Source organism: Pseudomonas sp. TH21 (assembly GCF_016651025.1).
GTDB lineage: Bacteria > Pseudomonadota > Gammaproteobacteria > Pseudomonadales > Pseudomonadaceae > Aquipseudomonas > Aquipseudomonas aylmerensis.
In genome coordinates, this window is the sequence record NZ_JAEKEQ010000001.1 from 6,246,615 (window position 1) to 6,270,030 (window position 23,416).

At 60.8% G+C, this 23,416-nt stretch carries 20 protein-coding genes; 14 read left to right on the forward strand and 6 right to left on the reverse strand.

From position 1 onward, the window contains the following. Positions 1-89: 89 nt before the first annotated feature. The 4 genes from JFU04_RS27825 to JFU04_RS27840 all read left to right on the forward strand — a co-directional run bounded on the left by JFU04_RS27825 (position 90) and on the right by JFU04_RS27840 (position 4,744). Positions 90-1,445 carry a M16 family metallopeptidase gene (locus JFU04_RS27825; protein ID WP_201146065.1) on the forward strand — a complete coding sequence of 452 codons (1,356 nt, stop codon included), beginning with the start codon at positions 90-92 and terminating at the stop codon, positions 1,443-1,445. After that, entirely contained in the window at positions 1,438-2,928 is a 1,491-nt protein-coding gene (locus JFU04_RS27830) for a M16 family metallopeptidase (RefSeq protein WP_201146066.1), read from the forward strand. The genes JFU04_RS27825 and JFU04_RS27830 overlap by 8 nt, the downstream gene beginning before the upstream one ends. After that, positions 2,928-3,545: a 16S rRNA (guanine(966)-N(2))-methyltransferase RsmD gene (gene rsmD / locus JFU04_RS27835; RefSeq protein WP_201146067.1), complete on the forward strand. Its 618-nt coding sequence runs from the start codon at positions 2,928-2,930 to the stop codon at positions 3,543-3,545. Before JFU04_RS27830 ends, rsmD begins: the two co-directional genes overlap by 1 nt. 203 nt (positions 3,546-3,748) lie before the next feature. After that, a complete protein-coding gene (locus tag JFU04_RS27840) occupies positions 3,749-4,744 on the forward strand; it encodes a hydrolase (protein WP_065902180.1) in 996 nt (331 codons plus the stop codon). 119 nt (positions 4,745-4,863) lie between these two features. Here JFU04_RS27840 and JFU04_RS27845 read toward each other — a convergent pair whose 3' ends face one another. Both JFU04_RS27845 and JFU04_RS27850 read right to left on the reverse strand, forming a co-directional pair. Beyond that, positions 4,864-5,718: a sulfurtransferase gene (locus JFU04_RS27845; protein ID WP_120450355.1), complete on the reverse strand. Its 855-nt coding sequence runs from the start codon at positions 5,716-5,718 to the stop codon at positions 4,864-4,866. A gap of 33 nt (positions 5,719-5,751) precedes the next feature. Then, on the reverse strand, positions 5,752-6,423 hold the full coding sequence (locus JFU04_RS27850) for a TetR/AcrR family transcriptional regulator (protein WP_065902184.1): 672 nt from the start codon (positions 6,421-6,423) through the stop codon (positions 5,752-5,754). 146 nt (positions 6,424-6,569) lie between these two features. Here JFU04_RS27850 and JFU04_RS27855 point away from each other — a divergent pair, with 146 nt between their 5' ends. The 5 genes from JFU04_RS27855 (at position 6,570) to JFU04_RS27875 (ending at position 11,396) form a co-directional block, all read left to right on the forward strand. Beyond that, a complete protein-coding gene (locus tag JFU04_RS27855) occupies positions 6,570-7,997 on the forward strand; it encodes a coniferyl aldehyde dehydrogenase (RefSeq protein ID WP_201146068.1) in 1,428 nt (475 codons plus the stop codon). Between the two features lie 28 nt (positions 7,998-8,025). Then, complete coding sequence (locus tag JFU04_RS27860; RefSeq protein ID WP_106802377.1) at positions 8,026-8,571, forward strand: twin-arginine translocation pathway signal protein; 546 nt, start codon at positions 8,026-8,028, stop codon at positions 8,569-8,571. A gap of 115 nt (positions 8,572-8,686) precedes the next feature. Next, positions 8,687-10,282 carry a GMC family oxidoreductase gene (locus JFU04_RS27865; RefSeq protein WP_201146069.1) on the forward strand — a complete coding sequence of 532 codons (1,596 nt, stop codon included), beginning with the start codon at positions 8,687-8,689 and terminating at the stop codon, positions 10,280-10,282. A gap of 114 nt (positions 10,283-10,396) precedes the next feature. After that, positions 10,397-10,876 (forward strand): pantetheine-phosphate adenylyltransferase, encoded by a 480-nt coding sequence (gene coaD / locus JFU04_RS27870; RefSeq protein ID WP_003176711.1) that lies wholly within the window; start codon positions 10,397-10,399, stop codon positions 10,874-10,876. 268 nt (positions 10,877-11,144) lie between these two features. Beyond that, entirely contained in the window at positions 11,145-11,396 is a 252-nt protein-coding gene (locus JFU04_RS27875) for a YfhL family 4Fe-4S dicluster ferredoxin (protein WP_017139475.1), read from the forward strand. 133 nt (positions 11,397-11,529) lie between these two features. On the opposite strand, the gene mutM is transcribed toward JFU04_RS27875, so the two are convergent. Together mutM and JFU04_RS27885 are read right to left on the reverse strand one after the other, a co-directional pair. Beyond that, a complete protein-coding gene (mutM, locus tag JFU04_RS27880; RefSeq protein WP_065902194.1) occupies positions 11,530-12,342 on the reverse strand; it encodes a bifunctional DNA-formamidopyrimidine glycosylase/DNA-(apurinic or apyrimidinic site) lyase in 813 nt (270 codons plus the stop codon). A gap of 21 nt (positions 12,343-12,363) precedes the next feature. Continuing rightward, a complete protein-coding gene (locus tag JFU04_RS27885; protein ID WP_177343930.1) occupies positions 12,364-13,176 on the reverse strand; it encodes an HDOD domain-containing protein in 813 nt (270 codons plus the stop codon). Between the two features lie 279 nt (positions 13,177-13,455). Between JFU04_RS27885 and JFU04_RS27890 the strand changes: the two genes are divergently transcribed. From JFU04_RS27890 to ilvD, 4 genes are all read left to right on the forward strand, one after another. Beyond that, positions 13,456-14,652, forward strand: coding sequence for a class I SAM-dependent rRNA methyltransferase (locus tag JFU04_RS27890; RefSeq protein ID WP_003195152.1), 1,197 nt, complete (start codon positions 13,456-13,458; stop codon positions 14,650-14,652). Positions 14,653-15,039: 387 nt separating this feature from the next. Then, on the forward strand, positions 15,040-16,122 hold the full coding sequence (locus tag JFU04_RS27895) for a SagB/ThcOx family dehydrogenase (RefSeq protein ID WP_201146070.1): 1,083 nt from the start codon (positions 15,040-15,042) through the stop codon (positions 16,120-16,122). A gap of 122 nt (positions 16,123-16,244) precedes the next feature. Then, a complete protein-coding gene (locus JFU04_RS27900; protein ID WP_106802374.1) occupies positions 16,245-17,444 on the forward strand; it encodes an MFS transporter in 1,200 nt (399 codons plus the stop codon). 337 nt (positions 17,445-17,781) lie between these two features. Continuing rightward, positions 17,782-19,623 (forward strand): dihydroxy-acid dehydratase, encoded by a 1,842-nt coding sequence (ilvD, locus tag JFU04_RS27905; RefSeq protein ID WP_065902201.1) that lies wholly within the window; start codon positions 17,782-17,784, stop codon positions 19,621-19,623. A gap of 469 nt (positions 19,624-20,092) precedes the next feature. On the opposite strand, the gene JFU04_RS27910 is transcribed toward ilvD, so the two are convergent. Continuing rightward, positions 20,093-21,151 carry a phosphorylcholine phosphatase gene (locus tag JFU04_RS27910; RefSeq protein ID WP_065902203.1) on the reverse strand — a complete coding sequence of 353 codons (1,059 nt, stop codon included), beginning with the start codon at positions 21,149-21,151 and terminating at the stop codon, positions 20,093-20,095. Between the two features lie 241 nt (positions 21,152-21,392). On the opposite strand from JFU04_RS27910, the gene JFU04_RS27915 reads away from it, so the two are divergent. Further along, complete coding sequence (locus tag JFU04_RS27915) at positions 21,393-22,784, forward strand: L-cystine transporter (RefSeq protein WP_201146071.1); 1,392 nt, start codon at positions 21,393-21,395, stop codon at positions 22,782-22,784. Between the two features lie 96 nt (positions 22,785-22,880). Here JFU04_RS27915 and JFU04_RS27920 read toward each other — a convergent pair whose 3' ends face one another. After that, positions 22,881-23,393, reverse strand: a complete 513-nt coding sequence (locus JFU04_RS27920) for a dihydrofolate reductase (protein WP_201146072.1) — start codon at positions 23,391-23,393, stop codon at positions 22,881-22,883. Positions 23,394-23,416 lie beyond the last annotated feature (23 nt).

Consider the following 23,416-nt stretch of genomic DNA (forward strand, 5'->3'; position numbering starts at 1 on the left):
TGGCCGTCCTTAAATCCGATCAGTATCCTAGCACCTCCTCGCCCGCCGACGCTAAGACCAAGCGGGCAGCCCAACAGGTTTAAAAACGAATGAATGCTCTAGCCCGCCACGCCGCAGGCCTGCTGTTCAGCACAGTTTGTCTGCCTCTCTCAGCCCTGGCTGCCGACCCACAACCCACCCACGAACTCACCCTGGATAACGGCCTCAAGGTGGTCGTGCGCGAAGACCATCGCGCGCCGGTGGTGGTTTCCCAGGTCTGGTACAAGGTCGGCTCGAGCTACGAAACCCCGGGCCAGACCGGTTTGTCCCACGCCCTGGAGCACATGATGTTCAAGGGTAGCGCCAAGGTCGGCCCCGGCGAAGCGTCGCTGATCCTGCGCGACCTGGGCGCCGAAGAAAACGCCTTCACCAGCGATGACTACACCGCCTACTACCAAGTGCTGGCCCGTGACCGCCTGGGTGTTGCCTTCGAGCTCGAAGCCGACCGCATGGCCAGCCTGCGCCTGCCGGCCGACGAGTTCAGCCGCGAAATCGAGGTGATCAAGGAAGAGCGCCGCCTGCGCACCGACGACAATCCAATGTCCAAGGCCTACGAGCGCTTCAAGGCCATGGCCTACCCCGCCAGCGGCTACCACACGCCGACCATCGGCTGGATGGCCGACCTGGACCGCATGAAGGTCGAAGAGCTGCGCCACTGGTACCAATCCTGGTATGTGCCGAACAACGCCACCCTGGTGGTGGTCGGCGACGTGACCCCGGACGAGGTGAAAAACCTGGCCCAGCGTTACTTCGGCCCGATTCCCAAGCGCGACGTGCCACCCGCCAAGATCCCGATGGAGCTGGCCGAGCCTGGCGAGCGCCTGCTGACGATGCGTGTGCAGACCCAACTGCCGAGCGTGATCCTCGGTTTCAACGTCCCGGGCCTGGCCACCGCCGAGGACAAGCGCTCGGTACAAGCCCTGCGCCTGATCTCGGCCCTGCTGGACGGCGGATACAGCGCGCGTATTTCGGAGCAACTGGAGCGCGGTGAGGAGCTGGTCTCCGCCGCATCCACCAGCTACGACGCCTACACCCGTGGCGACAGCCTGTTCACCCTGACCGCCACGCCGAACCAGCAGAAGAAAAAGACCGTCGCCCAAGCCGAAGCGGGCCTGTGGCGCCTGCTGGAAGAATTGAAGTCCAAACCGCCGACCGCCGAAGAACTGGAGCGCATCCGCGCCCAAGTGATCGCCGGCGTGGTCTATCAGCGCGACTCCATCACCAGCCAGGCCACAGCCATCGGCTCACTGGAAACCGTGGGGCTGTCCTGGAAGCTCATGGACACTGAACTGGCCGACCTGCAAAGCGTGACCCCGGAAGATATCCAGAAAGCCGCGCGCACCTATTTCACCCGCGAACGTCTGAGCGTCGCCCATGTTATGCCTGAGGAGACCGCTCATGAGTGATCGCAAAAGCAGCCGCCTGGTCCTGCCGGGCTTGATCGTCGTCACCTTGATCGCGGCAAGTGCCGTGTATTTCCTGCGCCCGAGCGACTCGATGGCCAGCCAGGCGCTGGACACGGCGCAATCGGCCAACACGCTGCAATCGCTGGCTGAGCTGGACGGCAAGGCGCCGACCAACCGCAAGCTCGACGTGCAGACCTGGACCACTGCCGAAGGCGCCAAGGTGCTGTTCGTGGAAGCGCATGAACTGCCGATGTTCGACATGCGCATCCTGTTCGCCGCCGGCAGCAGCCAGGACGGCAACACCCCAGGTGTGGCACTGCTGACCAACGCCATGCTCAACGAAGGCGTGCCGGGCAAGGACGTCAGCCAGATCGCCAGCGGTTTTGAAGGCCTGGGCGCCGACTTCGGCAATGGCGCTTATCGCGACATGGCTCTGGTATCCCTGCGCAGCCTCAGCGACAGCGATAAACGCGACGCCGCCCTGGCACTGTTCGACCAGGTGATCGGCAAGCCGACCTTCCCTGCCGACTCTCTTGTGCGGATCAAGAACCAGATTCTCGCCGGCTTCGAGTACCAGAAGCAGAACCCCGCCAAGCTGGCCAGCCTGGAGCTGTTCAAGCGCCTGTATGGCGATCACCCGTACGCGCACCCGAGCGAAGGCACGCCGCAAAGCATCCCGAAGATTACCCTCGCGCAGTTGCAGGCGTTCCACGCCAAGGCTTATGCAGCAGGTAATGCGGTGATCGCCGTGGTCGGCGACCTGACCCGCGCCGAAGCCGAAGCCATGACGGCCAAGGTCTCGGCATCGTTGCCCAAGGGCCCGGCGCTGGCCAAGATTGCCCAGCCGACCGAACCCAAGGCCGGCCTGAGCCATATCGAGTTCCCGTCCAAGCAGACGCACTTGCTGTTCGCCCAACTGGGCATCGACCGCGCCGACCCGGACTACGCAGCCCTGTCCCTGGGCAACCAGATCCTCGGCGGCGGCGGTTTCGGTACGCGCTTGATGAGCGAAGTGCGCGAGAAGCGTGGCCTGACCTACGGCGTGTACTCCGCTTTCTCGCCGATGCAGGTGCGCGGCCCGTTCATGATCAACCTGCAGACCCGCGCCGAGATGAGCGGTGGCACCCTGCGCCTGGTCGAGGAGGTGCTGGCCGACTACCTCAAGACCGGCCCGACACAGAAGGAGCTGGACGACGCCAAGCGTGAGCTGGCCGGCAGCTTCCCATTGTCCACCGCCAGCAACGCGGACATCGTCGGACAACTGGGCGCGATGGGTTTCTACAACCTGCCGCTGAGCTATCTTGAAGATTTCATGAAACAATCCCAGGCCCTGACCGTAGAGCAGGTCAAGGCGGCCATGAACAAACACTTGAGCGCCGACAAGATGGTCATCGTGACCGCCGGCCCGACGATTGCGCAAAAGCCACTACCGCCCCCCACTGACAAACCCGCCGAGCAGCCGCTCGGGGTTCCGGAGCATTAATGGCCAGTTCATCTCGCCCGAAAAAACCTGTCCACAACGTGCATAACGGTGTGGGCCAACTGCGCATCATTGGTGGCGAATGGGGCAGCCGCAAGCTGAGCTTCCCCGACGTCGTCGGCCTGCGCCCCACGCCTGATCGCGTGCGTGAAACCCTGTTCAACTGGCTCGCGCCGTATATCGGCGGGGCCAAAGTGCTGGATCCGTTTGCCGGCAGCGGCGCATTGTTCCTCGAGGCGCTGTCCCGTGGCGCAGCCCAGGCCCAGGCGCTGGATGCAAGCAATGTGGCGGTGTCCACCCTCAAGGAACACCTCGGCACCCTGCGCTGCGCCAACGGCCAGGTGCAAACCGCCGACGCGCTGCGTTATCTGGAAACCCAGCCGGCAAGCGAATACGACGTGGTATTCCTCGACCCGCCCTTCAACCAGAACCTGTTGCCCGCCGTGTGCACCTTGCTCGAAGAGCGCCAATGGCTGGCGGCGGATGCGTGGATCTACACTGAAAGCGAGACCGCGCCGTCAACCCTCGGCTTGCCTGGCGCCTGGCGCCTGCACCGCGAGCAGAAGTCCGGTCGAGTGTATTACGCGTTGTGGCATCGGTTGGTCGACAGCGTCGCTTAATCTGTGGCGAGCAAGCTTGTTGTGATGAGCGGCCTTGCTGTGGTGAGCGGGCTTGTTGTGGTGAGCGGGCTTGCCCCGCGTCGGGCTGCGCAGCAGCCCCATAACCGCGACGGTGCTCTAACTGAATTAATGCGGCGCTCGTGTTGGGGCTGCTTCGCACCCCGACGCGGGTGCAAGCCCGCTCGCCACAGACTGAGAGTTTCATGACACCGTCTTCCGAACTGTTCACCCCCGCCTTCGGCCTCGGCAACCCTCACCTGCAAACCCTGTGGGGGCCGCTATGGCGCCCGACGACCCATATCGAACGCCAGCGCGAACGCCTGTGGCTGGAAGACGGCGATTTTCTGGACCTCGACTGGCATGGTCCGCATGACGCGCAGGCGCCATTGGTGCTGGTGCTGCATGGGCTGACCGGCTCATCCAATTCCCCCTATGTGGCCGGCCTGCAAAAAGTCCTCGCGGCTCAAGGCTGGGCCAGTGCCGCCTTGAACTGGCGTGGCTGTTCCGGGGAGCCGAACCTGTTGGCACGCAGCTATCACTCGGGCGCCAGCGAGGATCTGGCCGCGGCGATTGCCCACCTGCGCGCGAAACGGCCGTTGGCGCCGTTGTATGCAGTGGGTTATTCGCTGGGGGGCAATGTGCTGCTCAAACACTTGGGCGAAACCGGCGAAGCCTCCGGCTTGCAAGGCGCGGCGGCGGTGTCGGTGCCGTTTCGGCTTGACCAGTGTGCGGACCGGATCGGGCTGGGTTTCTCGCGGGTTTATCAAAAGCACTTCATGCGTGAAATGCTCGCGTATATCCGCGTCAAGCAAAGCCGTTTTTTACAGGATGGCCGGGCAGACGGGCTGAAAACCCTAGAAGCCCTCGGCTCACTGGAGAAGATGCGCACGTTCTGGGACTTCGATGGCCGGGTCACCGCGCCACTGCACGGTTTCCTGAGTGCCGAGGACTACTACCGCCGTGCGTCGAGCCGCTACTACCTGGGGGCGATCCGCACCTCGACGCTGATTATCCAGGCCGCCGATGATCCATTTGTATTCGCCCATAGCCTGCCCGAGGCCAGCGAGTTATCGGAGTGCACCGAGTTTGAGCTGACGGCAAAGGGTGGGCATGTGGGGTTTGTCGACGGCTCGCTGAGGCGCCCGGGTTATTACCTCGAACGCCGAATCCCTCAGTGGCTACTGGCACAACACGGCTGAACATGGAGAGGCTGGCTTGCCTGCGATAGCAGTGTGTCAGCCGATTATCCGCTCGCTGACACGCCCTCATCGCAGGTAAGCCAACTCCCACACTTGATGCGGTTCACACCGCAACCTACTCAGTCGCCCGTAGCAATTTCACGCTGCGGATCGGTAATCCACTCACTCCACGACCCCGCATACAACTTGCCCAACGGGTAACCCGCCAGGCTCAGGGCGAACAGGTTGTGGCACGCCGTCACCCCTGAACCGCAATACGCCACCAACTCCTCCGGTGAACGCCCCTGCAATTGAGCGGCGAAACGCTGCTTGAGCTGGTCGGCTGGCAGGAAACGGCCATCACTGCCAAGGTTTTCGGTGAACGCCGCACACTGCGCGCCGGGGATGTGCCCGGCGATCGGGTCGATGGGTTCCACGTCACCGCGAAAACGTGGCTGGGCGCGGGCATCGATCAAGGTCAGGCCCGGTTGGCCCAGGCGTTTTTGCAGGTGTTCGGCATCCAGCACCAGGCGGTTGTCCGGCGTCCCGGCGAAGGTACCCGGCTCGACCACCGGCGCGTCCAGGCTCAGCGGGAAACCGGCGGCGTGCCAGGCCTTGAGGCCGCCGTCCAGGATAAACACGCCGTCACGTTTGCCCAGCCAGGCCAGCAACCACCAGGCGCGGGCAGCAAAAGCACCGGGGCCGTCGTCATACAGCACGACATCGGTGTCGGCGTTAATACCCCAGGCGCGCAATTGCCGGGCAAAGGTGTCCGCCACCGGCAACGGGTGACGACCGGTCACGCCCTTGGTCACCGGGCCGCTGAGATGGCGCTCGAGGTCGGCGTACTGCGCGCCCTCAATATGCCCTTCGGCATAGCTGCACAGCCCGTAGTCCGGGTCTTCCAAGGCAAAACGGCAATCCAGGATCACCAGCCCGGCCGACTTCTGGCGCTCGGCCAATTGCTGGGGGCTGATCAGTTGGGCAAGCGGCATGACGGACTCCTGTGAACAGATTCGGGAAAGGTCCTACTTCACTTCTTCCAGTGCCTGATTCAACGGCACGTAAAACTCTTTGAACAGGGCATCCACCGCGTCTTTCGCCTGGGGCGTGACGAACCCGGCCTCCAGCACCAGCACCTGGTAGACCCCGCGCTTGATGGCTTCGGCGCTCAAATGGGCGGAGTTTTCATTGGTGGTGCACAAGAACCGCACCCACGAGGTGAGGATGATCCACGCATTGAGGGTCAGGGCCTCGGTCTGCACCGGGTCCATGTTGAGGATGCCGGCATCGACAAACCCCTGGTAAATGGCATTGCCCTGGATCAGGCAGCGCTGGGAAAACCGTCGGTAGCCAGTCGCCAGTTCCGGGTCGCTTTCCAGCAAGTGCTCGAGGTCGCGGTGCAGGAAGCGGTAGCGCCACATGCCGGCCAGCACGGCCTGCAGGTAAAAGCGCTTGTCTTCGACGGTCACGGCGCGGCCTTGGGGCGGGCGCAGAAAACTGTCCACCAACGCTTCGTACTCACGAAACAACACGGCGATGATCGCCTGCTTGTTGGGGAAGTGGTAGTACAGGTTGCCCGGCGAAATTTCCATATGGGCGGCAATATGATTGGTGCTCACACTGCGCTCGCCCTGCTGGTTAAAAAGCTCCAGGCTGGTTTGCACAATGCGCTCGCTGGTCTTTACTCGTGGTGCCATAGGGGATCAGCTTCTAAACACGTGATGGGGCATCTTACGGCCTATCCTTGCCAGGATAAATCTGCATGTTGCTGCAATGTTATTTGACAATTTAGAGCAATGACTCTAAAAATCCACGCAGACCTATAACAATCGGGAACTGCGCCATGTCTGCCAACATTGCCTATCTGCAAGATTCCCAGGCGCTGGATCATCTCCAGGACCTGTTCGACGCGCAACGCCGTGCCTATGCCGCCAACCCGATGCCGCCGGCGGCGCAGCGCCAGCAGTGGCTCAAGGCTCTGCGTGATGTGCTCAGCGACGAACGCCAGGCGTTGATCGACGCGATCAGCCAGGACTTCAGCCACCGCAGTGCAGACGAAACCCTGTTCGCCGAATTGATGCCCAGCCTGCATGGCATTCACTACGCCAGCAAACACCTCAAGGGCTGGATGAAACCTTCCCGTCGCGCTGTAGGCATTGCCTTCCAGCCGGCTTCAGCCAAGGTGATCTACCAACCGCTGGGCGTGGTCGGGGTGATCGTGCCCTGGAACTACCCGCTGTACCTGGCCATTGGCCCCCTGGTCGGGGCGTTGGCCGCCGGAAACCGGGTGATGCTCAAGCTCAGCGAGTCCACACCGGCCACCGGCGAGTTGCTCAAGGCGCTGCTGGCGAAGATTTTCCCCGAGGACCTGGTGTGCGTAGTGCTCGGCGAAGCCGAGGTGGGCATGGCGTTCTCCAAGCTGCGTTTCGATCACCTGCTGTTTACCGGCGCCACCAGCATCGGCAAGCATGTGATGCGCGCCGCGGCCGAACACCTCACGCCGGTGACCCTGGAATTGGGCGGCAAGTCACCGGCCATCGTGTCTGCCGATGTGCCACTCAAGGATGCCGCCGAACGAATCGCCTTCGGCAAGGCCTTGAATGCCGGGCAAACCTGCGTGGCGCCGGACTACGTGCTGGTGCCGGAAGATCGCGTTGAGGGTTTCGTTGAGGCTTACAGCAAGGCCGTGCGCGGGTTTTATCCGACGTTAACCGACAACCCGGACTACACCGCCATCATCAATGAGCGGCAACTGGCCCGGCTGAATGCCTACGTCAAGGACGCCACCGACAAGGGCGCCACGCTGATCCCCTTGTACGATCAGGGCCAGGCCCGGCGCATGGCCCACAGCCTGTTGCTGAATGTCAGCGATGACATGACCGTGATGCAGGACGAGATCTTCGGCCCGGTGCTGCCGATCGTGCCGTATCGAGGCCTCGACCAGGCGTTTGCCTACATCAACGAAAGGCCTCGCCCACTGGCCCTGTATTACTTCGGCTACAACAAGGGCGAGCAGAATCGCGTACTCCACGAGACTCATTCCGGCGGCGTGTGCCTGAACGACACCCTGCTGCACGTGGCCCAGGATGACATGCCCTTTGGCGGCATCGGCCCCTCGGGCATGGGCCACTACCACGGCCACGAAGGTTTTCTCACCTTCAGCAAAGCCAAGGGCGTGCTGGTGAAACAGCGCCTCAATGCGGCCAAGTTGATCTACCCGCCGTACGGCAAAGCCATCCAGAAGTTGATCCAGAAGCTGTTCGTTCGCTGATTCCGCCACTCTCGGGATAACAATAACAATGAACCCTAGCCTGACTGATTCACCCGCGCTGTCGCGGCGCGGCGTATTGAAAATCGGCTTGTGCGCCAGTGCTTTCCTGGCCACGGCCGGGCTCGGCGCCAGCCTCAGCGGCTGCTCCAGCAGCACCCCGGCCAGCGGCTTTGCCATGCTGCGCAGCAGTGACCTGCCGTTTTTGCGCGCGGTAATCCCGGTGTTGCTCGAAGGCGCGGCGAGCGCCCAAGAGGTGGTCGCCGGGATTGAAGACACCCTGAAAAAGCTCGACTACAGCCTGCAGCACCTGTCGCCGGAAATGTTCAAGCTCACCCAGCAACTGTTCGACGTATTGGGCATGGGCATCACCCGTGGCCCATTGACCGGCATCTGGGGCAGCTGGGAAAACGCCAGCGCGGAGCAGATCCGCAACTTCCTGCACCGCTGGGAAAACAGCTATCTCAACCTGCTGCGCATGGGCCAGGGCTCGCTGCTCAAGCTGGTAATCATGTCGTGGTACTTCCGCCCGCAGTCCTGGGCGCATTGCGGCTATCCGGGCCCGCCCAAGGTCTAGCCCTGGCTGATAACCCGCTCCAATGTGGGAGCTGTACCCGCAGGCAGGCCGCTTTCGCAGGCAAGCCAGCTCCCACACCGACTGCAACTTCGTATAACAATAAGAGTGCCTGTCTATGCCCGTACCCGATCTGTTCCGCGACGGCCTGGCCCGTGGCTGGAAAACCCACAATGGCGCCGCCCTCGACAACGACCTGACCCTGGAGGCCGACGTAGCGATCATCGGCAGCGGTGCCGGTGGTGGCACCACCGCCGAGATCCTCAGCGCCGCCGGCTACAAGGTGTTGCTGATCGAAGAAGGCCCGCTCAAGACCAGCAGCGACTTCAAGCTGCTCGAGGACGAGGCCTACACCAGCCTGTATCAGGAAGGCATCGGCCGCATGAGCAAAGATGGCGCGATCACCATCCTGCAGGGCCGCGCGGTGGGCGGGACCACGCTGATCAACTGGACCTCCAGCTTTCGTACGCCGGACGCGACACTTTCACACTGGGCCAGCGAATATGCGGTGAAGGGCCACAGCAGTGCCGAAATGGCGCCCTGGTTCGAAAAAATGGAGCAACGCCTGGGGATTGCCCCCTGGGCCATGCCACCCAATGCCAACAATGACGTGATCCGCAAAGGCTGCGAAAAGCTCGGCTACAGCTGGCATGTGATCCCCCGCAACGTGCGCGGCTGCTTCAACCTGGGCTATTGCGGCATGGGCTGCCCGGTCAACGCCAAGCAATCGATGCTGGTAACCACCATCCCCTCGACCCTGGAAAAAGGCGGCGAGCTGCTGTATCTGGCCCGCGCCGAACGCCTGCTCTACAGCGGCGACCACATCAGCAGCCTGGAATGCGTGGCGATGGATGAACGCTGCGTGGCACCGACTGGCCGCAAAATCACGGTCAAGGCCAAGCATTACGTGCTGGCCGGCGGCGGCATCAACAGCCCCGCCTTGCTGATGCGCTCGGATGCCCCGGACCCGCATTCGCGGCTGGGCAAGCGCACCTTCCTGCACCTGGTGAATTTCTCCGCCGGGCTGTTCGAGGAGGTGATCAACCCGTTCTACGGCGCGCCGCAGTCAATCTACTCCGACCATTTTCAATGGCAGGACGGCACCACCGGCAAAATGTCCTACAAGCTTGAGGCGCCGCCGCTGCACCCGGCACTCGCCAGCACCCTGCTCGGCGGCTACGGCACGCAGAACGCCTTGGACATGAAGCAATTGCCCAACACCCACGCGATGCTGGCCTTGCTGCGCGACGGTTTCCACCCCGACAGCCCGGGCGGCAGCGTGGAGTTGCGCGGCGATGGCACCCCAGTGCTCGACTATCAGGTATCGGCGTACGCCTGGGACGGCCTGCGTCGCGCCTTTCACAGCATGGCCGAGATCCAGTTCGCGGCGGGAGCCAAGTCGGTCAAGCCGCTGCACCACGATGCGCGCTACGTGACGAGCCTGGGCGAAGCCCGCACGCTGATCGAAGGGCTGAACCTGGAACTGCACCGCACCTGCCTGGGCAGCGCCCATGTGATGGGCGGTTGCGCCATGGGTGAAGACCCGAAAAATACGGTGGCCGACAGCCTTGGCCGTCATCACCAATTGCGCAATCTGTCGATCCACGATGGTTCGTTGTTCCCCACCAGCATTGGGGCCAACCCGCAATTGTCGGTGTATGGATTGACCGCGCAACTGGCGACAGCCTTGGCCGAACGTCTGAAAACAGCGTGAAAAAACACGCTATTCGCCATGTCTATAGTGCTTTCTTCTGCATAAGTTGACTTGGCCGACCGGGACGGCTGCGATACCATCCGGTTCCCCAACGGACTCCGCCAGGACGACGCGATGAACCGAGTGTTGTACCCAGGTACCTTCGACCCGATTACCAAAGGCCATGGCGATCTGGTCGAACGTGCCTCACGCTTGTTCGACCATGTGATCATCGCGGTCGCGGCCAGCCCCAAGAAAAACCCGCTGTTTCCCCTGGAACAGCGCGTGGAGCTGGCGCGTGAGGTCACCAAGCACCTGCCCAACGTGGAAGTGGTGGGCTTTTCCACATTGCTGGCGCACTTCGCCAAAGAGCAGAACGCCAATGTGTTCCTGCGTGGCCTGCGTGCGGTGTCGGACTTCGAATACGAATTCCAGCTGGCCAACATGAATCGCCAACTGGCACCGGACGTGGAAAGCCTGTTCCTCACGCCGTCGGAGCGTTATTCGTTCATTTCCTCGACGTTGGTCCGTGAAATTGCCGCTCTGGGCGGAGATATCACCAAGTTCGTGCACCCGGCCGTAGCCGATGCGCTGACACTGCGTTTCAAGAAGTAGTTTCTGTAAGCGGGCTTATTGTGGCAAGCGGGCTTGCCCCGCGTTGGGCTGCGAAGCGGTCTCAATAAAGCCACCGCGTAGTTTCAGCCAGCGCACAGCCGCCTGTTCCGGGGCCGCTTCGCAGCTCACGCAGGGCAAGCCCGCTCGCTACAGATCAGCATGCCAGTTGGCCGCAGGTCATGTGCACTCGCACTGCGGGCGCCAATGCGGCACAATTGCGCGCATTAGTTTTCAGATGCCTTGGCTGACAGCCCTGGCAGGAGTTTCCATGTCCCTGATCATCACCGACGATTGCATCAACTGCGACGTCTGCGAACCCGAGTGCCCGAACGCTGCGATTTCCCAGGGCGAAGAGATCTACGTGATCGACCCGAACCTGTGCACCCAGTGCGTCGGCCACTACGACGAGCCTCAGTGCCAGCAAGTGTGCCCGGTGGATTGCATTCCGCTGGATGAAGCCCATCCGGAGACGGAAGAGCAGTTGATGGCCAAGTACCGGTTGATTACCGGCAAGGCCTGAGATTCTTTAGTGACTGTAAGGGCCTCCTCGCGAGCAAGCCCGCTCCCACAGTTGACCGAGTTCCAAAATGAGAATGCGGTCGAATGGGAGAGCAGGCTTGCTTGCGAAGGCGGCAACAGCCATCACCTGGCAATCAGCTCTGGCACTTGGGGCAAAACACACTCGCCCGCTGCCCCAGCACCACATTGCGCAGCTCGGTCCCACAGACCTTGCACGCCTCGCCCCCGCGGCCGTAGACGAACAGCTCCTGCTGGAAATAGCCCGGCTGCCCGTCGCCACCGATAAAGTCCCGCAGCGTCGTGCCACCCCGCTCAATAGCGGCGGCCAGTACGCGCTTGATCTCGATCGCCAGCTTCAAATAACGCGCCCGAGAAATCCCTCCAGCCGCGCGACGCGGATCGATCCCCGCCGCAAACAGCGCCTCGGTCGCGTAGATATTGCCCACCCCCACCACCACCGCGTTGTCCATGATGAATGGCTTCACTGCCATCGACTTGCCGCGGGACAGTTGGAACAAACGCTCACCATCAAACAGGTCGGTCAACGGCTCCGGCCCCAGGCGAATCAGCAGCTCATGGTTGTGCGGGTCCTGGCTCCAGAGCATCGCGCCAAAGCGCCGGGGGTCGGTGTAGCGCAGGGCCATACCCGATTCCAGCTCGATGTCCACATGCTCATGCTTGGCTGCCGGCATGCCGACTTCCACCAGCCGCAAGTTGCCCGACATACCCAGGTGGCTGATCAAGGTGCCGACTTCGGCGTTGATCAACAGGTACTTGGCCCGCCGTTCCACCAGCACGATGCGCTGCCCGGACAGGCGCACATCCAGGTCTTCCGGGATCGGCCAGCGCAGGCGTCGCTCGCGCACTACCACGCGACTGACCCGCTGGCCTTCCAGGTGCGGCGCAATCCCGCGCCGGGTGGTTTCGACTTCTGGTAACTCGGGCATGTGTACCTCTTGAAGGAAGGGTCAGTGCGCGCCCAGTTCGCGGATCGACAACTTCATGCTCTCGAAGTCGTAGTCCGACAGGCCCACGTAGTCCAGCACCATATGCCCGATCGCATTCCATTCATGATCGACCGCCTGGTTGCCCAGCACCCGGTACGACGAACAGATGTGCTCGGCCATTTTCAGGATCGCCAGCAGGTTTTTCAGCTGAGAGTTGCGCGACGACTCATCGCTGAAAATCGCCAGGGCGTTGTGGTGGTTGGCGATGGCGTCGGTTACATGTTCCGGCAGGCGCCAGGACTTGGCGGTGTAGTAGCCGACCACCGCGTGGTTGGTGTTGAACGCGTTGTTCTCGGTGTCGACCACACGGCAGTCGGGGCCGGCATTGCCATAGGCCTCTTCCAGCACCGCCATGTAGTTGGGGAAGCGCTTGAGCATCAGCGGCACGCCGCAATCGTGGAACAGGCCCAGCGCATACGCCTCGTCGACGGCTTGCGAGCCGGTGCGCTTGGCGAGTGTCAGGCAGGTCATCGCCACATCCTGGGCGGTGTCCCAGAAGCGGTTGAGGGTGACGATGGTGTCATCGCTCATCTCGCCCTTGATCGACTGCGCGTTGATCAGGTTGATGATCGAACGGCTGCCCAGCAGGTTCACCGCGCGCTGGATCGAGGCGATCTTGTTGCTCAGGCCGTAATACGGCGAGTTGACGATTTTCAGCAATGCACCGGACAGGCCCGGGTCCTGGGAGATCAATCGCGCGATCACTTCCAGGTCCGGGTCGGGCATGTATTGCTCCATCTGCAAATCCACCATGATTTGCGGCTGGGGCGGCACGCTGATGCCTTGCAGGGCCTGTTGGATCTGTTCGGCGGAAAGCTCTTGGGACATAAGTACATACTCTGGGCTAGGCGGGGATTCTAACCTCTAAGCAAAGGCGACCGACACCTCAAAAACCCGAACCGAACCGCGATCAAATGTGGGAGCTGGCTTGCCTGCGATTGCATCACCGCCGTACGTCAGATACACCGCGCCGTCTGCATCGCAGGCAAGCCAGCTCCCACATGAACGGGTGCGCAAAGGGTATACTCCCGCTCTTTTTTCCGGAGCGACGTCATGTCCCTGCCAAGCCTGCGTCTCAAAGCCAACGCCGATCGTCGTTTGCGCAACGGCCACCTGTGGGTCTACAGCAACGAAATCGACGTGGCCGCCACCCCACTTCACGGCTTCCAGGCGGGCGACCAGGCCATCCTCGAAGCGGCCGGCGGCAAGACCCTGGGCATCGTGGCCATGAGCCCGAACAACCTGATCTGCGCTCGCCTGCTGTCGCGCGACATCAAGCTGCCATTGGACAAGTCGCTGCTGGTGCATCGCCTGAACGTCGCGCTGTCCCTGCGTGATCGCCTGTTCGACAAGCCATTCTACCGCCTGGTCTACGGCGATTCCGACCTGCTGCCAGGCCTGGTGGTCGACCGTTTCGGCGACATCCTGGTGGTGCAGATCGCTTCGGCGACCATGGAAGCGCATAAAGAAGACGTGATCGCCGCCCTGACCCAAGTGCTCAAGCCGAGCGGCATCCTGTTCAAGAACGATTCCGCCGCGCGCGACGCCGAAGGCCTCAACCGCTACGTCGAAACCGTGTTCGGCCTGGTGCCGGAATGGGTTGCGCTGGAAGAAAACGGCGTGAAATTCGAAGCCCCGGTGATCCAGGGCCAGAAGACCGGCTGGTTCTACGACCACCGCATGAACCGCGCACGCCTGGCCCCGTACGCCAAAGGCAAGCGCGTGCTCGACCTGTACAGCTACATCGGCGGCTGGGGCGTGCAGGCTGCGGCCTTCGGCGCCAGTGAAGTGTTCTGCGTCGACGCCTCGGCCTTCGCCCTTGATGGCGTGGAGCGCAACGCCGCGCTGAACGGCTTCGCCGAGAAGATGACCTGCATCGAAGGCGACGTGTTCGAGGCCCTCAAGGAACTCAAAGCCAGCGAAGAACGCTTCGACGTGATCGTCGCCGACCCGCCGGCCTTCATCAAACGCAAGAAAGACATGAAAAACGGCGAAGGCGCCTACCGCCGCCTGAACGAGCAAGCCATGCGCCTGCTCAGCAAGGACGGCATCCTGGTCAGCGCGTCGTGCTCCATGCACTTGCCCGAAGACGACCTGCAAAACATCCTGCTGACCAGCGCCCGTCACCTGGACCGCAATATCCAGATGCTCGAACGCGGCGGCCAGGGCCCGGACCACCCGGTGCACCCGGCGATTGCCGAGACGCGGTATATCAAGAGCATTACGTGCCGGTTGTTGCCGAATAGCTAAGTTTTCCCCGCGATGCTGCCCGACTGGCTCCGGGCAGCATCAATTCACAAAGCCGCCCCTTCAAATAAAAGCAAACTTTTTCATTTCTTGTACAAAGTCAAAAACCACATATAGCTTCATCGTTACAGCAAAAACATACTACAACGCCATCAGAACCCTCCTACGCCTCCTGACTAGATAAATCTAAAGCCAGCGCCTAGCCTAGTTTCCGTCACGATCAATTTGTGTGACAGCCATTTAACTTAATGAAATGGAGAGCTGATATGAACGCAATCGTTCTTGAGTCAAAAGCACTGGCAGCATTCGCATTGATCGGAATGCCTAAATAAGTCGTTGATGACAAGCTGGGTTGTACGCCAACCCAGCCCTAAGAACGGGAAAAAAACAATGCAAATAAATCCCAACTTATTTTTCTTAACCAAATCACAACATCTGATTATCTGGAACTACAAAACTCATGAGCAATTTGAATTAGATCGCGCACACTCGCAGCGACTGCTAGAGCTAATATACGACCTTTCGCTTTATAATCCCGAGCTTGAGATCGACTCGACGTTCACTCACCATGCAATCATTCAACAAAGTGCGCCAACGTTAGATAACCAGTGGGGATGGGATGACTTGTCGAGGATATTCCACATCGGCACAAAAGACCTATCAGACGCTGATCAGCCTACAGACAGCGTCAGTTGGGCAGTTCATTATTTGGCCCACTGCCAGGGCGTAATGCGCACGAGTCCTCCTGATTCGAATCGGTTCGCCCATCTCCAATCAGAAGACTTTATCAGTCTACCGCAACCCTCACCACACGAATCTCTCAGAACATACCCGTTACTGCAACACACGCTAATTAAGCGAAAAACCTGCCGCACCTACTTAAATAAAAGCGTTTCTTTAGAAGACCTAAGTACGCTGCTCTACCTGTCTCTAGGGCACTTAAAAGAACGCCTGCAAGACACCTCATATTTAACGCCCTCCTCTTTCCGCGCTAGACGAAGCAGCCCATCAGGTGGTGGATTAAGCTCCAGCGAAGGTTATCTGTATGCGCACAACATAAGAGGCGTAAATCCCGGATTTTATTATTACCACCCGGAGTTACACGCACTCAGGCTGATTCGTCGAATACAAGAGCCTCTTGGAAACTACCTTAACGGCCAGCATTTCATCGATAACCTTCCCTTTGGTATTTTTATTACATCACGATTCGACAAACTGTGGTGGAAGTATCCACACTCCAGAGCCTACCGAGTTGCCCTGATAGAAGCCGGGCACATCTCACAAACAGCTCAGCTCATTTCAACCGCCATGGGGCTTAACACTTGGATTTCCTCCGCTCTCAACGACACCAAGATCGAGAAAGCCCTTGGCATACAGGACCTTAAAGAGCAGTTGGTTCTTTTCGTAGGCGCCGGTTACAGCGACGGTCAGGTTTTCAGCGATGAATTCGAAAAGCTTTTGAGGACTGATTGAGGCCTTGGCGATGCAGCCTTTTACAACATGCCTTTGGAAGAGAATGACTCCACCTTTATTGATTGAATTCTCGCCACCCAAGGCTAATATCGGTTTTTGGCACCTCATCGGAAATAAAAACAATGTCTGAGTCTTCCTGCTCGCCCTTACTCGGCAGCGAGATAAAACGCCACCAACTCTCACGCTTCATCCTCATCACTTGCATCTCACTTATCAGCTTCTTCCCGATCAACATCCTGCTGCCCTCCTTTCCCGCCTTGGCTGAAAGGTTCGATACACCCACCGCCGATGTGGCGCTGTCCATCAGCCTGTTCACCCTGGTCTTTTCCATCTCCCAACTGATCACTGGCCCGCTCTCGGATAAATGGGGGCGCAAGGAAGTCCTGCTCGGCTGCATCACATTGTCGATCCTGGGAGCGATCGGTTGTGCACTGGCGACAGACTATCTGACCTTCTTGTTGTTTCGCAGCGTCCAGGCCATGGGTTGCGGTTTCTTTGTGTTGGGCCATGCCTTGGTGGAAGACCTGTTCGAGGAACAGGACCGCGCCCGTGTGCGCCTGTACTACATGACGCTCAGCGGCTCTTTTGTCGCGCTGTCACCGCTGATCGGCTCCTGGCTGCAGACCACCTTCGACTGGCAGGGCAGCTTCTATGGTTTTGCGGTGATGGCCGCGGGCATGCTGATCCATGCGTTCTGCATCCTGCCTTCCAAATCCGCCAGCCCACATCGTGCGCCAGTGTCCATCCTCGGCACGCTAAAGGCTGTCGCCCGCAATCGCGACTTCCTGCGCTACTGGTGGATTGCCGCACTGGTATTCGCCTGTTACTTCGCCTTGATCAGCGTGACACCGCTGATTTTCATGGATGTGCTGAAGCTCTCCGAATACCAGTACGCGATGGTACTGATGGTGTACGGCGTGGCCTATCTGCTTGGCGGCGTAGCAGCCTCATACCTGCAAAAGCGCATTTCACTGTCCCGGCAAATCAATATCGGCCTGGGGCTGCTGCTCGCCGCCGGCGTACTGCTGACCCTGATCGTCAGCTTTGAAGCCATCACCACGGTGAGCCTGCTGATTCCGATGTTGATCAGCGCGCTGGGTGTCACCCTTGTGCGGCCCGCTGCGATTTCGGCGGCGATGCTGCTGTTTTCCAGCAGTGCAGGCACGGCGGCATCGGCGGGTAACAGCATCATGTTCCTGACAGCCGCCATCAGCAGTGCCGCTCTGGCGCAAACCGGCCATAATTTGTTGATGACGATTGCCGTCAGCTTCATCGTTTCCAGCCTGTGGGGTTGGCTGACGAACGCACGCGTAGTCCGCTGACCCTTTCCCCCGGAGCGAGGGTGCCTAGTCTTTGCTCGCGAAAACTCAAAGGTGGCGCGAGCTATCTGTTGGTGCTGCGTTATCGTTGACGTTTTTCGCGAGCAAGCTCGCTCCTACGGGTAGACGGCCATTCCCTCCAGCCGCCAGCGGTGTAGAATCGGGCGTATTCATCGCCAGTCATCCCCCGGCGGGTTTATGAGCTCGAGGCCCAAGCACGCGGCGATCCCGCGACGCGAGTGGCAACTTCCGGACACACGGCCATTTTCTGAGTGTTCCAGACGTCAATAGAAGCTCACTCCCCAGTAGTAGTTACCTGATTAGCCGCCCGGAGTGCTCCATGCCAGATTACCGCTCGAAAACATCCACCCATGGCCGCAACATGGCCGGCGCGCGCGCACTGTGGCGCGCCACGGGGATGAAAGATGACGACTTCAAGAAGCCGATCATCGCGATTGCCAACTCGTTCACCCAGTTCGTACCGGGCCACGTCCACCTCAAGGACCTGGGCCAACTGGTCGCCCGCGAGATCGAACGTGCCGGCGGTGTAGCGAAAGAATTCAACACCATCGCCGTGGATGACGGCATCGCCATGGGCCATGACGGCATGCTGTACTCGCTGCCGAGCCGCGAGATCATCGCCGACTCCGTGGAGTACATGGTCAACGCCCACTGCGCCGACGCCATCGTATGCATCTCGAACTGCGACAAGATCACCCCTGGCATGCTGATGGCCGCCCTGCGCCTGAACATCCCGGTGATCTTCGTCTCCGGCGGCCCGATGGAAGCCGGCAAGACCAAACTGGCCTCCCACGGCCTCGACCTGGTCGACGCCATGGTCATCGCCGCCGATTCCAGCGCTTCTGACGAGAAGGTCGCGGAATACGAGCGCAGCGCCTGCCCGACGTGCGGTTCGTGCTCCGGCATGTTCACTGCCAACTCGATGAACTGCCTGGTCGAAGCCCTGGGCCTGGCCTTGCCGGGCAACGGCTCGACACTGGCCACCCACAGCGACCGTGAGCAGCTGTTCCTGCAGGCCGGCCGCACCATCGTCGAACTGTGCAAGCGCTACTACGGCGAGAATGACGAGTCGGTGTTGCCGCGCAACATCGCCAACTTCAAGGCGTTCGAAAACGCCATGACCCTGGACATCGCCATGGGCGGTTCCACCAACACCATCCTGCACTTGCTGGCCGCGGCCCAGGAAGCCGAGATCGATTTCGACCTGCGCGACATCGACCGCCTGTCCCGTCACGTGCCGCAACTGTGCAAGGTCGCGCCGAACATCCAGAAGTACCACATGGAAGATGTGCACCGTGCCGGCGGGATCTTCTCGATCCTCGGCTCGCTGGCCCGTGGCGGCCTGCTGCACACCGACCTGCCGACCGTGCACAGCGCGTCCATCGCCGAAGGCATCGCCAAGTGGGACATCACCCAGACTGACGACGAAGCCGTGCACACCTTCTTCAAGGCTGGCCCGGCTGGCATCCCGACCCAGACTGCGTTCAGCCAGTCGACCCGTTGGGACACCCTGGATGACGACCGTGAAAACGGCTGCATCCGCAGTGTCGAACACGCCTACTCCCAAGAAGGCGGCCTGGCCGTGCTGTACGGCAATATCGCGCTGGATGGCTGCGTGGTGAAAACCGCCGGTGTGGATGAGTCGATCCATGTGTTCGAAGGCAACGCGAAGATCTTCGAAAGCCAGGACAGTGCCGTGCGCGGCATCCTCGCCGACGAAGTGAAGGCCGGCGACATCGTGATCATCCGCTACGAAGGCCCGAAAGGCGGCCCGGGCATGCAGGAAATGCTTTACCCGACCTCCTACCTGAAATCCAAGGGCCTGGGCAAAGCCTGCGCCTTGCTGACCGACGGGCGTTTCTCCGGCGGTACTTCCGGCCTGTCCATTGGCCACGCTTCGCCTGAAGCCGCTGCCGGCGGCGCGATTGGCCTGGTGCAGGACGGCGACAAGGTGCTGATCGACATTCCGAACCGTTCGATCAACCTGTTGATCAGCGATGAAGAGCTGGCGGCACGCCGCGTTGAGCAAGACAAGAAAGGTTGGAAGCCGGTCGAGAAGCGTCCGCGCAAAGTCACCACTGCGTTGAAGGCCTATGCCCTGCTGGCCACCAGTGCCGACAAGGGTGCAGTGCGTAACAAAGCGATGCTCGACGGCCTGTAAGCCTCGCGCATAAAAAATGCCCCGCCAAGTGCGGGGCATTTTTTTGCCTGGAACAACGCTCCAAAACACTGCAGATCAACTGTGGGAGCTGGCTGCCTGCGATTGCGGCCTTGAGTCCTGCATTGATCTCGTTGACGCCATCGCTGGCAAACCGGGCTCCCACACGGGCAGGCTGAGCCTGAACGAACTCGGTTCATGTGGGAGCTGGCTTGCCTGCGATGGCGGCCTTGAGTCCTGCATTGATCTCGTTGACGCCATCGCCGGCAAGCCGGGCTCCCACAGGGGCAGGCTGAGCGTGAACGAACTCGGCTCATGTGAGAGCTGGCTTGCCTGCGATGGCGGCCTTGAGTCCTGTATTGATCTCGTTGACGCCATCGCCGGCAAGCCGGGCTCCCACACGGGCAGGCTGAGCCTGAACGAACTCGGCTCATGTGGGAGCTGGCTTGCCTGCGATGGGCGCGCCTCGGTGTTACTGGATTTCCTCAGGCTTGACGATCACCCAGTTCTTGTCCGCCGTCACCGGCAACCCTTCCTTGGCCTGCGCCGCCGCATGCTTGGCGATCATGCCGTTGAGTTGGGTCATGTATTTGTCCTTGCGGTTGATCCACAGATGGATGCCGCCCTTGGCCACGTCCACATCGTGGAACAGCATGTAGCCATCGCTGGTCGGCGTATCGCCGCCGACGATCACCGGTTTTTTCCATTCGTCGATGTAGGTGAGGATGGCTGCGTGCTTGCCCGCCATCCAGGTGGCCGGGGTCCACAGGTACGGGGTCAGCTCCAGGCCGAGGTTGGCCTTCTCGTCATATTTGCCGGCGGCAATCTGCTTGCGTGCGGTGGTCAGCTCGCCGGTCTTGCGGTCCTTGAGCAAGGTGCTCACGCCGATCACATTCTCCGGCTTGACGTTGTAACCGTACTTCGGATCGGCGGCGACCATGCGCACCAGCTCTTCCGACGCGGCGGTCATCACATACACCTCGATGCCGTTTTCCATCAGCTTGTTGTACAGCTCGGCCTGGCCGGTGAAGACTTTCGGCGGCTGCACCTCAGATTGCTTCACCACGTCGCCTTCAAAATAGCTGACCGGCACGGGCTTGCCGGAGGCCATCAGTTCATCGACCTGCACCTTGAGCTCCTTGAGGGTGAAACCGGAGAACACCTGGGCAACCCACGGGTAGCAGACCATGTCGTCCACTTCGCAGAGGCGATAGTAGTAACTGAACAGACTTTCCTTATGGTCGGCGGTGTCTTTGAACGGCATAAGCTTGAGCGACGGATCAAGGCTGTCGCGGGTGATCAGACCCTTGTTTTCCATGTAGGGCAGCAGGGATTCTTCGAGGTCGTAGCGGTAGCTGGTGTTGTCCATGTCGAACACCGCGTAATTACCCTTGTTGGCGTTGGCGGCGATCATTTTGTTCAGTTGCTCGGCGGCCGGTGCCGGCCAGTGTTTCAACTCGGTGGCGGCCATGGTTTGTCCGGCAAGGCCCAGACACAGCGCGGCGGCAAACAATCTCGAAGCGAGCTTCATATGCGTTTTCTCCCTGAGTTAAAAACATCGACGCTAACAAATCCCTGTGACAGTTACCGCCCGAGCGCGACCGCTTGCGTCGTGATTGCGCCAAAGGCGTGTGCATGCGCGCCAGATGCTTATTCCAAAAACGACAGCCACCATTCCATATCGGTATTAAATCAATATATTTCAAGCTGTTAGGCTTTCCGGTTCGCAATCGCAGGCTCACGCGATTGGCTGCCTTCTCAACGGAGCTTCAATGAATCTGCCCCTGATTCTCAACTTACTGGTGTTCGTGGCCCTGCTGCTGGGCCTGGCACAAACTCGTCGCACCAACTGGAGCCTCGCCAAGAAGGTGCTGGTTGCGCTCGTACTCGGCGTGGTGTTCGGCACTGTCTTGCACACGATCTACGGCGACGGCAACCCGGTGCTCAAAGCCTCCATCGGCTGGTTCGACCTGGTCGGCAACGGCTACGTGCAACTGCTGCAAATGATCGTGATCCCGTTGGTGTTCGCCTCGATCCTCAGCGCCGTGGCGCGCCTGCACAATGCCTCGTCACTGGGCAAGATCAGCTTCCTGACCATCGGCACACTGCTGTTTACCACCGCGATTGCGGCGCTGATCGGCATCGGCCTGACCAACCTGTTCGGCCTCACCGCCGAAGGCCTGGTGGCCGGCACCCAGGAAATGGCGCGCCTGCAGGTGATCCAGAGTGATTACGCCGGCAAGGTCGCCGACCTGAATATCCCGCAACTGCTGCTGTCGTTCGTGCCGGCCAACCCGTTTGCCGACCTGGCCCGAGCGAAGCCGACCTCGATCATCAGCGTGGTGATTTTCGCTGCTTTCCTTGGGGTTGCCGCACTGCAGCTGCTCAAGGATGACGTGGAAAAAGGCCAGAAAGTGCTCAACGCCATCGACACCCTGCAAGCCTGGGTGATGCGCCTGGTGCGCCTGGTAATGAAGCTGACGCCGTACGGCGTATTAGCGCTGATGACCAAAGTGGTCGCCGGTTCCAACCTGCAGGACATCATCAAGCTCGGCAGTTTTGTCGTGGTCTCGTACCTTGCCCTGGGCCTGATGTTTGTGGTGCACGGCCTGCTGCTGTCCCTGGCCGGGATCAACCCGCTGCGTTTCTTCCGCAAGGTGTGGCCGGTGCTGACCTTTGCCTTCACCAGCCGCTCCAGCGCGGCGGCGATCCCGCTGAGCATTGAAGCGCAGACCCGCCGCCTGGGCATCCCGCAATCCATCGCCGGGTTCGCCGCCTCGTTCGGCGCCACCATCGGCCAGAACGGCTGCGCCGGCCTCTACCCGGCGATGTTGGCGGTGATGGTCGCGCCGACCGTAGGCATCAACCCGCTGGACCCACTGTGGATCGCGACGTTGGTAGCAATTGTGACCCTGAGTTCGGCCGGCGTTGCCGGCGTGGGTGGCGGTGCAACCTTTGCCGCGCTGATCGTGCTGCCCGCGATGGGCTTGCCGGTGTCACTGGTGGCGCTGCTGATTTCCGTGGAGCCACTGATCGACATGGGCCGCACGGCACTGAACGTGAATGGCTCGATGACGGCCGGCGCGATCACCAGCCAGGTCATGGGGCAGACGGACAAAACGTTGTTGAATGCGGATGAGCATGCGGAGTTGGCGCAGGCCTGATAGACCGCATTTGCGAGCAAGCCCGCTCCCACATTTTGACCACATTCTCATGTTAGAACTCGGTCAAATGTGGGAGCGGGCTTGCTCGCGAAGCTCTTAGGCTTTTTCCCAAACCTCGAAGTTATACGCCGGCTTATCTCCCTCAGCCGCATTCTCGACATTCGACACCAGCTTCCACTGCTTCGTATCAAACTGCGGAAACCACGCATCCCCTTCCGGACTCAGCGCCACCCGCGTCAAATACAGGCGATCCGCCTGCTCCAGCCCCTGCGCATACAACTGCGCACCGCCGATCAGCATCAGTTCGTCCACGCCTTGCGCCTTGGCCCATTCCTCAGCGCGCTCTACCGCCGCGTCCAGTGACGGAAAAACTTCCGCACCTTCCAGCGCCAGGCCGGTCTGACGGCTAACCACAAGGTTCAAGCGCCCTGGCAGCGGTCGGCCCAGGGAGTCCCAGGTCTTGCGCCCCATGATGATCGGCTTGCCGAGCGTGGTGGCCTTGAAATATTTGAAATCCCCCGGCAAATGCCAGGGCATGCTGTTGTCGACGCCGATCACGCGGTTTTCACCGAGGGCTGCGATCAGGCTTAAAGGGAGAGTTTTTTTCATGGCGACGAGAATACCAGAGGTGC